14 protein-coding genes are annotated in these 13,684 nt (G+C 60.0%); 10 read left to right on the forward strand and 4 right to left on the reverse strand.

What is annotated here, in order from left to right:
- Window positions 1-9: 9 nt before the first annotated feature.
- The 5 genes from JZX89_RS17525 to JZX89_RS17545 all read left to right on the forward strand — a co-directional run bounded on the left by JZX89_RS17525 (window position 10) and on the right by JZX89_RS17545 (window position 5,388).
- Window positions 10-1,011, forward strand: a complete 1,002-nt coding sequence (locus JZX89_RS17525; protein ID WP_207134867.1) for an MBL fold metallo-hydrolase — start codon at window positions 10-12, stop codon at window positions 1,009-1,011.
- A gap of 180 nt (window positions 1,012-1,191) precedes the next feature.
- The gene (guaB, locus tag JZX89_RS17530; RefSeq protein WP_149898612.1) at window positions 1,192-2,697 is read left to right on the forward strand and encodes an IMP dehydrogenase; all 1,506 of its coding nucleotides are present in this window, start codon (window positions 1,192-1,194) and stop codon (window positions 2,695-2,697) included.
- A 114-nt stretch (window positions 2,698-2,811) separates the two neighbouring features.
- Entirely contained in the window at window positions 2,812-3,213 is a 402-nt protein-coding gene (locus JZX89_RS17535) for an MAPEG family protein (protein ID WP_207134928.1), read from the forward strand.
- A 150-nt stretch (window positions 3,214-3,363) separates the two neighbouring features.
- Window positions 3,364-4,392 carry an alcohol dehydrogenase AdhP gene (adhP, locus tag JZX89_RS17540; protein WP_149898614.1) on the forward strand — a complete coding sequence of 343 codons (1,029 nt, stop codon included), beginning with the start codon at window positions 3,364-3,366 and terminating at the stop codon, window positions 4,390-4,392.
- 120 nt (window positions 4,393-4,512) lie between these two features.
- Window positions 4,513-5,388 carry a dienelactone hydrolase family protein gene (locus JZX89_RS17545; RefSeq protein ID WP_207134868.1) on the forward strand — a complete coding sequence of 292 codons (876 nt, stop codon included), beginning with the start codon at window positions 4,513-4,515 and terminating at the stop codon, window positions 5,386-5,388.
- 268 nt (window positions 5,389-5,656) lie between these two features.
- On the opposite strand, the gene moaB is transcribed toward JZX89_RS17545, so the two are convergent.
- The 4 genes from moaB to JZX89_RS17565 all read right to left on the reverse strand — a co-directional run bounded on the left by moaB (window position 5,657) and on the right by JZX89_RS17565 (window position 10,158).
- Window positions 5,657-6,202 (reverse strand): molybdenum cofactor biosynthesis protein B, encoded by a 546-nt coding sequence (gene moaB / locus JZX89_RS17550; RefSeq protein WP_207134869.1) that lies wholly within the window; start codon window positions 6,200-6,202, stop codon window positions 5,657-5,659.
- A gap of 10 nt (window positions 6,203-6,212) precedes the next feature.
- Entirely contained in the window at window positions 6,213-7,097 is an 885-nt protein-coding gene (locus tag JZX89_RS17555) for a 4-(cytidine 5'-diphospho)-2-C-methyl-D-erythritol kinase (RefSeq protein WP_207134870.1), read from the reverse strand.
- Between the two features lie 6 nt (window positions 7,098-7,103).
- Entirely contained in the window at window positions 7,104-8,999 is a 1,896-nt protein-coding gene (locus JZX89_RS17560) for a tetratricopeptide repeat protein (RefSeq protein WP_207134871.1), read from the reverse strand.
- Between the two features lie 142 nt (window positions 9,000-9,141).
- The gene (locus tag JZX89_RS17565) at window positions 9,142-10,158 is read right to left on the reverse strand and encodes a polyprenyl synthetase family protein (protein WP_149898619.1); all 1,017 of its coding nucleotides are present in this window, start codon (window positions 10,156-10,158) and stop codon (window positions 9,142-9,144) included.
- Between the two features lie 111 nt (window positions 10,159-10,269).
- Between JZX89_RS17565 and JZX89_RS17570 the strand changes: the two genes are divergently transcribed.
- The 5 genes from JZX89_RS17570 (at window position 10,270) to JZX89_RS17590 (ending at window position 13,541) form a co-directional block, all read left to right on the forward strand.
- Window positions 10,270-10,500 (forward strand): putative signal transducing protein, encoded by a 231-nt coding sequence (locus JZX89_RS17570; RefSeq protein WP_142841218.1) that lies wholly within the window; start codon window positions 10,270-10,272, stop codon window positions 10,498-10,500.
- 6 nt (window positions 10,501-10,506) lie between these two features.
- Window positions 10,507-11,307 carry a tRNA1(Val) (adenine(37)-N6)-methyltransferase gene (locus JZX89_RS17575; RefSeq protein WP_149898620.1) on the forward strand — a complete coding sequence of 267 codons (801 nt, stop codon included), beginning with the start codon at window positions 10,507-10,509 and terminating at the stop codon, window positions 11,305-11,307.
- Between the two features lie 86 nt (window positions 11,308-11,393).
- Window positions 11,394-12,263: a S49 family peptidase gene (locus JZX89_RS17580; protein ID WP_369809566.1), complete on the forward strand. Its 870-nt coding sequence runs from the start codon at window positions 11,394-11,396 to the stop codon at window positions 12,261-12,263.
- A 20-nt stretch (window positions 12,264-12,283) separates the two neighbouring features.
- Window positions 12,284-12,478: an NfeD family protein gene (locus tag JZX89_RS17585; RefSeq protein ID WP_149898621.1), complete on the forward strand. Its 195-nt coding sequence runs from the start codon at window positions 12,284-12,286 to the stop codon at window positions 12,476-12,478.
- A 100-nt stretch (window positions 12,479-12,578) separates the two neighbouring features.
- The gene (locus tag JZX89_RS17590; protein ID WP_174373058.1) at window positions 12,579-13,541 is read left to right on the forward strand and encodes a glycine--tRNA ligase subunit alpha; all 963 of its coding nucleotides are present in this window, start codon (window positions 12,579-12,581) and stop codon (window positions 13,539-13,541) included.
- The last annotated feature ends 143 nt before the right edge of the window (window positions 13,542-13,684 follow it).

Raw genomic sequence — 13,684 nt, forward strand, 5'->3', positions numbered from 1 at the left:
GACAAGATGATGACCCAATCCTTGAGCATGAGCAGACGCGGCCTCATCGGTGCAGCCGGCGCAACCGTCCTCGGTGCGCCGCTGCTGATGGCGCGCACCGCAACCGCCCAGACCAACCAGCCGCAAACCTCCATGGAGATAAAGCACGCCATGTCGCCGGAAACCAACCGCTTCAAGCTCGGCAATTTCGAGGTGCTGGTGGTGAAGGACGGCGCGCGCGCCGCCCCAAACCCTGGTGAGACCTTCGGCACGGATCAGTCGGCGGAGACGGTCGGTAAATTGCTGGAAGATAATTTTCTGCCGAAGGAGCAATTCGTCAATTCCTTTTCGCCGGTTCTCATCAATACCGGCACAGACCTTGTGTTGTTCGATACCGGTTTCGGCGAGGCCGGCCGTGGGGCCGGCAATGGCCGCCTGATCGAGGGCATGGCGGCGGCCGGTTACACGCCGGAGGATGTGACCGTGGTGGTGCTGACCCACATGCACGGCGACCACATCGGCGGGCTGATGGAAAAGGGCGCGCCGGCCTTTTCGAAGGCGCGTTACGTGGTCGGCCAGGCGGAATATGATTTCTGGACGGATGAGAAGCGGGTCGGCACGCCTGCCGAGGGTGGGCGCAAGGGCGTTATCGCCAACGTCAAGCCGCTGGCGGAAAAGGCGACCTTCATCGGCGACGGCGCCAATGTCGTGTCCGGCATCACCGGCATTGCGGCCTTCGGCCATTCACCGGGCCACATGATCTTCCGGGTCGAATCGGAAGGTAAACAGCTGATCCTGACGGCGGATACGGCAAACCATTTCGTCCTGTCGCTGCAGAGGCCCGATTGGGAAGTGAAATTCGACATGGACAAGGCGGCTGCGGCTGCCACCCGCAAGAAGGTCTATGACATGATCGCCACCGACCGGCTGCCTTTCCTTGGCTATCACATGCCTTTCCCGTCCGTTGGTTACGCGGAAAAGCTGGATACGGGTTATCGTTTCGTGCCGAAGTCCTACCAGTTCGACATCTGATATCTGCTGCAATGCAGCAACAGGGAGAACCCGGAAGTCCATTCCGGGTTTTTTCTATTCCCTTCCTGTCATGAACGTGTTACCAGCCCTCGCCAACTTCCAAGCAATCCTTGCAGGGCGCCGGGGTGAACTTTTCGTTCCGGGACGGCCACGCATTTTTCATTATGAAGGAATTTGGTCATGGCACGCATCATTCAAACACCCACTGGTTTGGACGCTCTCACATTTGACGATGTGTTGCTGCAGCCCGGGCATTCCGAAGTTATGCCGGGACAGACGAATATCGCCACCCGCATTGCCCGCGATATCGATCTCAACCTGCCGATCCTGTCTTCGGCCATGGATACGGTCACGGAAGGCCGTCTTGCCATCGCCATGGCCCAGGCCGGCGGCATCGGCGTCATCCACCGCAACCTCACCCCCATCGAGCAGGCCGAAGAAGTCCGGCAGGTGAAGAAATTCGAAAGCGGCATGGTCGTCAATCCGGTCACGATCGGCCCGGATGCGACGCTTGCAGAAGCGCAGGCGTTGATGAAGGCGCACGGCATTTCCGGCATTCCCGTGGTTGAAAACGGCGGTTCCGGCGGCCACAAGAACGGTCGCCTCGTTGGCATCCTGACCAACCGCGATGTGCGGTTTGCCTCCGATCCGCAGCAGAAGATCTATGAGTTGATGACCCGGGAAAACCTGGTCACGGTCAAGGAAAGCAGCGTCGATCAACAGGAAGCGCGCCGGCTGCTTCATAAGCACCGCATCGAAAAGCTGCTGGTTGTAGACCCCAAGGGCAATTGCGTTGGCCTCATCACCGTCAAGGATATCGAAAAGTCGCAGCTGAACCCCAACGCCACCAAGGATGCGCAGGGCCGCCTTCGTGCCGCCGCCGCCATCAGCGTCGGTGCCGATGCCATCGAGCGCGCCGAGCGCCTCATTGATGCCGGCGTCGACCTTCTGGTCGTTGATACAGCACATGGCCATTCGCAGCGCGTGCTGGATGCCGTCTCTCTGGTCAAGAAGATGTCGAACTCGGTTCGCATCATCGCCGGCAACGTCGCGACCGCCGATGGCACCAAGGCGCTGATCGATGCCGGTGCTGACGCCGTCAAGGTCGGTATCGGTCCCGGTTCCATCTGCACCACCCGCATCGTCGCCGGTGTCGGCGTGCCGCAGCTGGCGGCCGTCATGGCTTCGGTTGAAGCGGCCAATGCCGCCGATATTCCTGTCATCGCTGATGGCGGCATCAAGTTTTCGGGCGATCTGGCCAAGGCAATCGCCGCCGGCGCTTCCGCCGTCATGATCGGCTCGTTGCTCGCCGGCACGGATGAAAGCCCGGGCGAAGTGTTCCTGTATCAGGGCCGTTCCTTCAAGGCCTATCGCGGCATGGGCTCCGTTGGCGCCATGGCCCGCGGTTCGGCAGACCGTTATTTCCAGGCGGAAGTGCGCGATACGCTGAAGCTCGTGCCTGAGGGCATCGAAGGTCAGGTTCCTTACAAGGGTCCGGTCTCCGGCGTCCTGCATCAGCTGGCCGGCGGCCTCAAGGCCGCCATGGGTTATGTCGGCGGCAGCAACATCAAGGAATTCCAGGAGCGCGCCACCTTCGTGCGCATTTCCAGCGCCGGCCTGCGTGAAAGCCACGCCCATGACGTGACGATCACCCGCGAAAGCCCGAACTATCCCGGCGCGGTTTGATCTTTCAAACCGAATCCGTAAAAAGATAGACTGAGTATTTGGCGCTCCCCGATTCCAGCCGGATCGGGGAGCGTTTTCATGATTGGGAGAGAAAGCATGTCACCGACGACCGCAATGTTCTGGCCGATGATCGCCCATGTCTTTCTCGTTTTCGGACTTTACATACTGCTGCTCTACCGGCGTAAAAAATACACCTTCACGGATCGTGAATCGGCCATCCGGCTTCGCGATAAGAGCGAGGAAGCGCGGGAAAGCTATCTGGTAAACCGCAATATCGCCAACCAGTTCGAACTTCCCGTCCTGTTCCACATCGCCTGCCTGCTGCTTTACATCACCGATGCGGACAATATCGTCACCATCGTGCTGGCCTGGTTGTTCGTGCTGTCGCGTTACGCCCATTCTTATGTTCATGTCACCAGCAATCGTCTCCGCCGTCGTGGGGCATTGTTCGGCATCGGCTTTGCCCTTCTGGTCTGCCTGTGGGGCTGGCTCGCCATTTGGTTGGCTCTGGAGTGAAACAGCATCGTCAGGTTGCTCCATAAGTGAGACAGTCGACGCCTCCAAAATAAGCCGATTTGCGATGGGTCAATTCCATGACGCCCCATCCCCGTTAATCTCTGCCCCGCCGTCGAGGATTTCAGGCGAGCAGAGATTGAGGAGTATGTCATGACAAAAACAATGAAGGCAGCCGTCGTCCGCGCGTTTGGAAAACCGCTGACCATCGAGGAAGTGGCGATACCGGATCCCGGCCCCGGTGAAATTCTCATCAATTACAAGGCGACGGGCGTTTGCCACACCGACCTGCACGCCGCAACGGGTGACTGGCCGGTCAAACCCAACCCGCCCTTCATTCCCGGCCATGAAGGTGCCGGTTATGTCGCGAAAATCGGCGCTGGTGTCACCGGCATCAAGGAAGGTGACCGTGCCGGCACGCCGTGGCTTTACACCGCCTGCGGCTGCTGCATCCCCTGCCGCACCGGCTGGGAAACCCTGTGCCCGAGCCAGAAGAACTCAGGTTATTCCGTCAATGGCAGCTTTGCCGAATATGGCCTTGCCGATCCGAAATTCGTCGGCCGCCTGCCTGACAATCTCGATTTCGGCCCGGCCGCACCCGTGCTGTGCGCTGGTGTCACCGTCTATAAGGGTTTGAAGGAAACCGAAGTCAGACCCGGTGAATGGGTGGTCATATCAGGCATTGGCGGGCTTGGTCACATGGCGGTGCAATATGCCAAGGCCATGGGCATGCATGTCGTTGCCGCCGATATTTTCGATGACAAGCTGGCGCTTGCGAAAAAGCTGGGAGCAGATGTCATCGTTAACGGCCGTGCGCCTGACGCGGTGGAGCAGGTGCAGAAGGCAACCGGTGGCGTCCATGGCGCGCTGGTGACGGCAGTCTCCCCCAAGGCCATGGAGCAGGCCTATGGCTTCCTGCGCTCCAAGGGTACAATGGCGCTTGTCGGCCTGCCGCCGGGCTTCATCTCCATTCCGGTGTTCGACACGGTGCTAAAGCGCATCACGGTGCGTGGCTCCATCGTCGGCACACGGCAGGATCTGGAGGAGGCTCTGACCTTCGCCGGTGAAGGCAAGGTCGCCGCCCACTTCTCCTGGGACAAGCTGGAAAATATCAACGATATCTTCCACCGCATGGAAGAGGGCAAGATCGACGGCCGCATCGTTGTGGACCTCGCCGCCTGAGGCGAATGACAGGGCCTGCGGCGCTCACGCAAAAGTGTGGCGCCGTCGCCGCCCGCTGCGTTCCCCGCAGGGCGATCTGCGTTATCCTCCCGTCGCATCCGCGTTCAAGGAGGACAGGCGATGGACAAGCCCAAGATTACGCAGGCCATGATCGACGCTTACGATGAATATACCCATCTCAGCCTCGACCGCCGTAAATTCATGGAAAAGCTCACGCTTCTTGCCGGGTCCGGTGCGGCTGCGGCCGCCATCGCACCGCTTCTTTCCGCCAGCAGCGCCCATGCGGCCATCGTCGCGCCTGATGATGCGGGCATCGTCGCGGAGGACGTGACCTATCCCGCCCCCGGCGGTGAGATGAAGGGTTATCTCGCCACACCGAAATCGGCATCGGGGCCGATCGGTTCCGTCATCGTCATCCACGAGAATAGAGGCCTGAACGATCATATCCGCGATGTGGCAAGGCGTGTGGCGCTTGCCGGTTTCCGGGCGCTAGCCGTCGATTTCCTCTCGCCGCAGGGCGGCACGCCGGCGGATGAGGACAAGGCGCGGGAAATGTTCAGCGGTCTCGACATGGACGCAACGGTCGCCAATGCCGAGGCGGGTCGGGTCTGGCTTGCCGCAAGACAGGGCGCGAATGGCAAGGTCGGCGCGGTCGGCTTTTGCTGGGGCGGCGGGCTCGTCAACCGCCTCGCCACCAAATCCGCAGGCCTGAATGCCGGCGTTGCCTATTACGGCCAGCAAGCGCCGGCAGCCGATGTACCGGCCATCAAGGCACCCTTGCTTTTGCAATATGCGGGTCTTGATGAACGCATCAATGCCGGCATCGATGCCTATAAGAAAGCGCTGGAGGAAAACGGCAAGACTTTCGAAATTTTCGTCTATGACGGCGTCAACCATGCCTTCAACAATGATACGTCCTCGGCGCGCTACGACAAGGCGGCTGCCGATCTCGCCTGGGGGCGGACGGTGGAGTTTTTCAAAAAATATCTGGCGTGATTGGGTTTCGGCTGCGCATCTCGTCTTCTCGCCGGTGGGGAAGGTGTTGTCCATTGATAGCGAGCCGAAGGCGCGTGTGGCTTACCCCCCTCTGCCCTGCCGGGCATCTCCCCCACAGGTGGGGAGATCGATATGCCGTAAGGTCTCGCCCATCTCAAGCTTGAGAGTGAAGTGGCGGTAGCGCCCCTTGCCGATCTCCCTCCTCGTTGGGGGAGATGCCCGGCAGGGCAGAGGGGGGTAAAGCCACACGCACCCTCGATCCGCTGCTCTAAACTCCACCAGCCCCACGCTTCAAATGCTCATCGAGCCGGGGCATGATTTCCACGAAATTGCACGGCAAGTGGCGATAATCGAGCTGCGCCTTGAGAATGCCATCCCACGCATCCTTGCAAGCCCCCGGTGATCCCGGCAGCACGAAGATGAACGTGGCGTTCGCCACGCCGCCGGTCGCGCGTGACTGGATGGTGGCGGTGCCGATCTTGTCATAGGAAATGCGATGGAAGACGGCGGAAAAGCCGTCCATGCGCTTTTCGAACAGCGGCTCCAGCGCTTCCGGCGTCACGTCGCGGCCGGTAAAGCCGGTGCCGCCGGTGGTGATCACCACATCCACGCTGTCGGCAAGTGTCCACTCGCGCACGGTGTTGAAAATGGCTTGTCTGTCATCCGGCACGATGGCGCGGGCGGCGAGGCGGTGTCCGGCCTCCTCGATCCGGGCGACGAGCGTATCGCCGGACTTGTCGTTCTCCAGCGTGCGGCTGTCCGACACGGTCAAAACCGCAATGCCAAGGGGAATGAAGGGTCTTTCGCCTGCCATGGCCTAATCCTCAAATGGTTCGCGTCGCCTGAAAATACCAGCCGGGGCGTTTCTTCCGAAGCGATGTTTCCGCGTTTCGGGCGGCATCGAAGGAATGAAAAACCCCAAAGCAGGTCGCACCCGACCCGGACATGCGGACAAGCGCGGCACCCTCCTGCGACAACATGCCGACGATCTCGCCGATCTCCGGCAGCAACGTCTGCGCGGGTGGTTGGAGATCGTTGCGGCTTTGCGCCAGAAAATCCATCCAGCCAATTGTCGCATGTGCCGGCAGGCGGGGATTGGTCTTGTTCTGCAAGCGTCGGAATATATCCGGCGTCGAGACGGCTTTCAACGGATTGGCGAGCACCAGAAAGAGGCAGGGCAGATCGATGACCGGTTCGATCTCCTCGCCAATGCCGCGTGCGATAAGGGGCCGGCTTTCAAGGCACATCGGCACATCCGCGCCGAGTGTGAGAGCGATTGAGGCGAGCTTTTCCGGCCCTATCGTGACATGCCAGTGTCTCAACAGCGCCCGCAATGTCGCTGCAGCATCCGCCGAGCCACCGCCGATGCCGGAAGCCACCGGAAGGTTCTTTTCGAGATGAATGGCGACCGGTCGGGTTGGTTGGCTCGTTGACACAAGCGCATCGCGCAGCAGGTCTCTGGCGCGGGTGACCAAGTTGTCGCCGCCATCGCCGGCGCGCAGAAGATCGCCGAAAGGCCCCGAAATCGAGAAGCTATCGGCATCGGCATCGCGAATACGGATCACGTCACCAGCTTCAGTGAATGTCACCAGCGTTTCCAGCAGATGATAACCATCCGCCCGCTGGCCGGTTACATGCAGTGTCAGATTGATTTTTGCCGGGGCCGCCTCGATGGTCTCGGTGGCCCCGGAAACTTCATGCACGCGCATGCGGTGTCAGGATTTCTTGTCCGGGGCAGGCGCAGGAGCCGGTGCCGGAGGAGCCGGCGGTTGCGGCGCGGCTTCCTTCTTGGCAGTGTTTTCGGCGTCCTTTTCCAGCGGCGGCAGGCCGTTGGCGATCTTTTCCTTCACCTTGGCCTGGTCCACATCGTCGCTATCGCCGATCAAGGCGCGGTTCCACTGATAGACGGCCTCAATCTTGCGGCCCACGCGCCAGTAGGCGTCGCCCAGATGGTCATTAATGGTCGGATCGCCGGCCTTGAGTTCGATTGCTCGCTCCAGTTCGGTCACGGCCTCATCGAAGGCACCTAGGCGATAATGCGCCCAGCCAAGCGAATCGACGATGTAACCGTCATTCGGGCGAAGCTCGACGGCGCGGCTGATCATCTTCATGCCGTCGTCGAGATTGATACCCTTGTCCACCCAGGAGTAACCGAGATAGTTCAGCACCTGCGGCTGTTCCGGGTTCAATTCCAATGCGCGCTTGAAATTCGGTTCGGCCTTGTCCCATTGCTTCAGGCGCTCATAAGCGATGCCGCGCTGGAAGAACACCGACCAGTCGGATTTCTGCGGCACGGCACCGATCACCTCGATGGCCTTGTCGTAATTCTCGGCCATGGCCTTGTAGTCCTTGGCATCGGAAAGCACGCTGCCATAGGCGAGATAAGAGCGGATGTCTTTCGGGTCGGATTCGAGCAGGGATCTGAGATGCGTGCGCGCCTCATCCACCTTGCCGGTCTGCGCCAGCGTCAGTCCGAGCTGCAGCTCGGAGATGCGGTACATCGGCGAGTCCTTCGGCACTTCGCGGTAGAAAACGATGGCGCGTTCGGGCTGCTTCATGGCTTCAGCAAGGCCGCCGAGAAGAATAAGCGTGTCGGGGCTCTTCTTGTCGAGGGCACGTGATGTCTGCAAATAAAGCGTGACGATCTCTTCGGCGCCTTCGCGGTTCAGCGCGCCGGCAATGGAGAACATCACGGAAGCAGCGCCTTCGACGGCATTGGTGATCTGCTGTTCCGGCTTCTCGCCCTTTTCGATTGCCTCGCGAAGCGCCTTGAGAGGCGCATAATTCGGCGCGAAAGTGTCGCCGACCGCAATCGCGTCGAGCGCCTTCTGCCTGTTGCCGGCGGAAGCCTCCAGCCGGGCAAGCGCCATCACCGCGCGCATATAGGTGTCGGAAGCAGTCGCACCGCCTTCGCGGTCCGTCACCGCTTCGTTGAGGCTCTTGCGGGCGGCGTCAGTGTTGCCGGAGACAAGGGCGATGGCCGCCGCATTGTATTTCTGGAAAATCGAGATCCAGCCCGGGCCCTTCATGTTGTTGACCAGCGCCAGCGCTTCCTTCGGCTTGCCGGAACCGGCGCGCGCCCAAGCGGTCAACAGCGTGTTGACCATGCGGTCGAGATCGTTCGGGCCGGTATATTTCAGGATTTTTTCGGCCTTGACGAATTCCTTGTCCTTGATGGCGTCCAGACCACGCACAATGGTCGTCACGCGCTCCACCGAGGTATCGTCCTTCATCGAATCGGCGATCTTGGCGCCAGCCTCGAAATTGCCGCTCAACAGTTCGGCGATCATCAGGCGCTGGCGGATTTCGGTATTGGCCGGATCATATTCCAGCGCCTTCTTGTAGAGCGAAATCGCGGTCGGATAATCCTGATCGACATCGGCATTGCGCCCGGCAAGGAAAGCGCCGGAGAAGGTGTTCACCTTGCCGGGATCGAAAGTGACAGCCTTCTCTTCCGGTTTCGTCTTCGTCTCCGCAAAGCCCGGGCTTGCGCCCGCGCCGATTGCGAGAGCGGCGGCTAGAGCCGCGCTGCAGAGAAGACGGAGTGCTGGTTTACGCCGCATGAGGGAACCTTTGCCTTTGTGCGAATGCACGGAAAAATCAGTTTCCATTGTTTGGTCACGATAGAATGGCTTTTTTGAAGCAACCCCGCAAGAAATTATGGCCCGGCCACAATCGCGCCTTGCGAAGAATCTGGCCCGAAACATCGGGCGGATGGTCCTGTCCATCCGCCGTTTGTGTGGGCCTTGAGCCTCAGTTCAGACGCTCGATGCAGAAGTCAATCACTTCCAGAAGCGCATTTTTCCATGGGGTCTGCGGCAGCGGCGCAAGCGCATCACGGGCAATGGTGCCGTAATGCGTGGCGCGGCCGATCGTATCGCCAAGACCATTATATTTGGTGATCAGGCCCAGCGCCTTTTCGAGGTTCTCATCGCTGCTTTCGCCCTTTTCGATGGCGTTACGCCAGAAGGCGCGCTCATCCTGCGTGCCGCGACGATAAGAAAGGATGACCGGCAGCGTGATCTTGCCCTCGCGGAAATCATCGCCGGTATTCTTGCCGAGATCGGCGGATTTGCCGCCGTAATCCAGCACGTCATCGACGAGCTGGAAGGCGAGGCCGAGATTCATGCCGTAGGATTTCAGCGCGCTGCGGGTGGCCTTGTCGGTTTTCGCCACGATCGGGCCAACTTCTGCCGCCGCCGCAAACAGGGCCGCCGTCTTGGCGCGAATCACCTGAAGATAATCGTCCTCGGTGGTTTCCATGTTTTTGGCGACGGAAAGCTGCAACACCTCGCCTTCGGCGATCACTGACGCGGCGGTCGACAACACGTCGAGCGCATCGAGCGAGCCGACATCCACCATCATGCGGAAGGCCTGGCCGAGCAGGAAGTCGCCGACGAGAACGCTCGCCTGATTGCCCCAGATGGTGCGGGCGGTGGACTTGCCACGCCGCAGGTCGCTCTCATCCACCACATCGTCATGCAGCAGCGTCGCCGTATGCATGAATTCCACGCTGGTGGCGAGCTTGATGTGATGGTCGCCCTCGTAACCGAACATCGAAGCCGAGGCGAGCGTCAGCATCGGCCGCAGGCGTTTTCCCCCGGACGAAATCAGATGGTTGGCCACCTCGGGTATCATCTGGACATCGGAACCGGCTCTGGAAAGGATAAGCTGGTTCACCCGTTCCATGTCGGCACGGGTCAGGTCGACAAGCGGCTTGACGGATGCGAGTTTGTTTTTGCTTTCTTCAAGCGGTATGACGACGCCCAAGGGACAGGACTCCTGTTCGAATTTGGATTCGACAATAAAAACTGGCGCCTTGCGCGGCAAGGGGCGAATTGCCGCTAGCCATTCAAAAAGATGGGAATTTAGGGCTTATCCATGCGTGAACTGATCCGTACCAACGATGCCGTGCTGCTCTCCTTCGCCGAAAGCCTGATGAAGGACGCCGGCATCCACTGCCTTGTCGCCGATCAGGCGATGAGCATTCTGGAGGGTTCGCTCGGTCTTTTGCCCCGAAGGTTCCTCGTGGAAGAGGATCGTGCCGATGAGGGCCGGCGCATCCTCATCGATGCCGGGCTGGGGGACGAGTTGCGGGGCGAAGAGGCTTGAGGCGACGTGGGCGACGATATTTCCGAAACGATTGATGCCTTTCACCGGGGCCGGTTTCACATTCTCCAGCCGAAGGGCAGGGGGCATCGGGCGGGCATGGACGCCATGCTCCTGGCCTCGTTGGTGGCGGATGACCGCCCCTGCCGGATCGCCGATCTTGGTGCGGGTGCAGGTGCAGCGGGTTTTGCGGTTGCCGCCCGGCTGGAGACGGCCGAGGTAACGCTTTACGAACGCTCGCCGGAAATGGCGGATTTTGCTCGCCGCAGCCTATTGTTACCGGAAAACGCTGCCTTTTCTGCTCGGGTGAGCGTGCGCGAGGCCGATGTGACCCTGCGTGCCAGGGCGCGCGTCGAGGCTGGTCTGCCGGACGGGTATTTCCACCACGTCATCATGAACCCGCCCTACAATGATGCGGGTGACCGCCGCACGCCGGATTCTCTGAAGGCCGAAGCCCACGCCATGACGGAGGGCTTGTTCGAGGACTGGATCAGGACAGCAAGTGCGATCGTGGTTCCTGGCGGACAGCTTTCCCTGATTGCAAGGCCGCAATCGGTGGCGGAGATCATCGCCGCCTGCGGCGGCCGCTTCGGCGGCATCGAGATCACCCTCATCCATCCACGTCCCGGTGAGGATGCCGTGCGCATGCTCGTCACCGCCATCAAGGGCTCGCGGGCGCGGCTGTCTTTCCGGGCGCCGCTCATCATGCACGAGACCGGCAGCCATGCCTTTACCCCCTTTGTGGACGACCTGAGCAATGGCCGCACAGCCTATTACCGTAATGTAAAGGCAATCAGACCCGGCTTATAAATATCGCCGTTCCGCCGGCCGCACCATTGTGTTTTCCGGGGCGATACATACATGCCTGACGAACAGGCATATGCTGCGAGGATTGAATTGTGGGTTTTTTGAAGCATCTGGTACCGAAACGCTTTCGCAAAAAAGAACTCGTCATCCCTGTCGTGCGTATGCATGGCGCGATCATGGCGGGCGGCAGCCAGTTTCGTCCCGCGCTCAATCTAGCCTCCTATGCACCGCTGCTTGAAAAGGCCTTTGCCATCAAGGATGCGCCGGCCGTCGCCATTTCGCTCAATTCTCCCGGCGGCTCACCGGTGCAGGCGCGGATGATCTATAACCGCATCCGCCAGCTTGCCGAGGAAAAGGAGAAGAAGGTCCTGATCTTCGTGGAGGATGTGGCGGCTTCCGGCGGTTACATGATCGCGCTTGCCGGTGATGAGATCATCGCCGACCCCACCTCGATCGTCGGCTCGATCGGCGTCGTCTCCGGCGGCTTCGGTTTCCCGGAAATGTTGCGGAAGATCGGCGTGGAGCGCCGTGTCTATACCGCCGGCGAAAACAAGGCGATCCTCGATCCCTTCCAGCCGGAAAAGGAAGGCGACATCGAATATCTGAAGTCGCTTCAGGTCGAAATCCACAATGTTTTCATCGATATGGTCAAGATGCGCCGCGGCCCGAAACTGAAGGACGAGCCGACGCTGTTTTCCGGCCTGTTCTGGACCGGCATGCGTGGCCTCGACCTCGGCCTGATCGACGGGCTGGGCGACATGCGGGAGGTGCTGCGCCGTCGTTATGGCGAAAAGGTCAAGCTCCAGCTCGTCAGCGGCGGACGCTCCTTGTTCGGCAAAAGGGTGCCGGGCGTCAATGCGGCACTTGGCCTGAATACCGGGACGCTGGCGGCTGGCGCGGTCTCGGGTCTTGCGGAGGCTGCCGAAGAAAAGGCATTGTGGTCGCGTTTCGGTCTTTAATGTCGCGGGAATAGGGCCTTATGGCGCAGCTTATTACAATCATCCTTCTGGTGGTGGGATCCATCATCCTTTACCGCCGCTTCGTGCGCGACGCGCAAAAGCTATCTGCAAAATCGAAACTGCGCGAAAAAGAGCGCGAGACCGGCGCCATCGGCACGCTGATAAAGGACCCCGAGACGGGCGAATATCGCGTCAAGCGCGAGGATGAGGCGTAAGCCGGCGGCTTTACGCATAAAACCTTGACCCCTTCGCCACGCCGTGGCACCAGTCCGCATCCGAAGTAAGTCAATGCTTACTTGTCCTCCAAACGCCGCGATGACTGCAATGACCGATATTCCAGACCATATGAACCCGAAGCGTTCCTTTCAGGCGCTGATCCTGACGCTGCATAATTACTGGGCCGACAAGGGCTGCGCGGTGTTGCAGCCTTACGATATGGAAGTGGGCGCGGGTACATTTCATCCGGCGACGACCCTGCGCGCACTCGGGCCGAAGCCGTGGAAGGCCGCCTATGTGCAGCCTTCGCGTCGTCCTTCCGACGGTCGTTACGGCGAAAACCCCAACCGTCTGCAGCATTATTACCAGTATCAGGTCATTCTGAAGCCCAACCCATCCAACCTTCAGGAACTCTATCTCGGTTCGCTGAAGGCCATCGGCCTCGATCCCCTGCTGCACGATGTGCGGTTCGTCGAAGACGATTGGGAAAGCCCGACGCTCGGCGCCTGGGGTCTTGGCTGGGAATGCTGGTGCGACGGTATGGAAGTGTCGCAGTTCACCTATTTCCAGCAGGTCTGCGGCATCGAATGCTCGCCGGTCGCCGGTGAACTGACTTACGGTCTGGAGCGCCTGGCCATGTATGTTCAGGGCGTCGACAATGTCTACGACCTCAATTTTAACGGCCGCGAGGGCGAAGAGAAGATTTCCTATGGCGACGTCTTTTTGCAGGCCGAGCAGGAATATTCCCGCCATAATTTCGAATTTGCCGATACCGGCATGCTGCATCGCCATTTCATCGACGCGGAAAAGGAATGCCAGGCGCTTCTCGCCGCCGGCGCGCCGGGTGATGATGACAACCAGCGCCTGCACAAATGCGTCTTCCCGGCCTATGACCAGTGCATCAAGGCCAGCCACGTCTTCAACCTGCTGGATGCGCGCGGCGTGATCTCGGTAACGGAACGCCAGAGCTATATCCTGCGCGTGCGCACGCTGGCGAAAGCCTGCGGCGAAGCTTTCCTGCTGACGGATGCGGGTGGGTTGAACTGGAATAAGGCCGCCTGATTTCTGAAGGCAGGCACTTGTCGGAAATCTTGGTGAATTTGAAAGGCCGTTCTTGACGGCCTTTTATTTTATGTGGATTGGTATCCTGAATATAGTGATGGATTTAACGATGAATAATATTAGAAATTTCTGTTTTTTATTTG

It is taken from the genome of Agrobacterium burrii (assembly GCF_017313405.1).
GTDB classification, from domain to species: Bacteria; Pseudomonadota; Alphaproteobacteria; order Rhizobiales; family Rhizobiaceae; genus Agrobacterium; species Agrobacterium burrii.

Coding starts and splice junctions, on each gene's coding strand:
- JZX89_RS17525 (WP_207134867.1), top strand. CDS start 10: ATGACCCAATCCTTGAGCATGAGCAGACGCGGCCTCATCGGTGCAGCC.
- guaB (WP_149898612.1), top strand. CDS start 1,192: ATGGCACGCATCATTCAAACACCCACTGGTTTGGACGCTCTCACATTT.
- JZX89_RS17535 (WP_207134928.1), top strand. CDS start 2,812: ATGTTCTGGCCGATGATCGCCCATGTCTTTCTCGTTTTCGGACTTTAC.
- adhP (WP_149898614.1), top strand. CDS start 3,364: ATGACAAAAACAATGAAGGCAGCCGTCGTCCGCGCGTTTGGAAAACCG.
- JZX89_RS17545 (WP_207134868.1), top strand. CDS start 4,513: ATGGACAAGCCCAAGATTACGCAGGCCATGATCGACGCTTACGATGAA.
- moaB (WP_207134869.1), bottom strand. CDS start 6,202: ATGGCAGGCGAAAGACCCTTCATTCCCCTTGGCATTGCGGTTTTGACC.
- JZX89_RS17555 (WP_207134870.1), bottom strand. CDS start 7,097: ATGCGCGTGCATGAAGTTTCCGGGGCCACCGAGACCATCGAGGCGGCC.
- JZX89_RS17560 (WP_207134871.1), bottom strand. CDS start 8,999: ATGGAAACTGATTTTTCCGTGCATTCGCACAAAGGCAAAGGTTCCCTC.
- JZX89_RS17570 (WP_142841218.1), top strand. CDS start 10,270: ATGCGTGAACTGATCCGTACCAACGATGCCGTGCTGCTCTCCTTCGCC.
- JZX89_RS17585 (WP_149898621.1), top strand. CDS start 12,284: ATGGCGCAGCTTATTACAATCATCCTTCTGGTGGTGGGATCCATCATC.
- JZX89_RS17590 (WP_174373058.1), top strand. CDS start 12,579: ATGACTGCAATGACCGATATTCCAGACCATATGAACCCGAAGCGTTCC.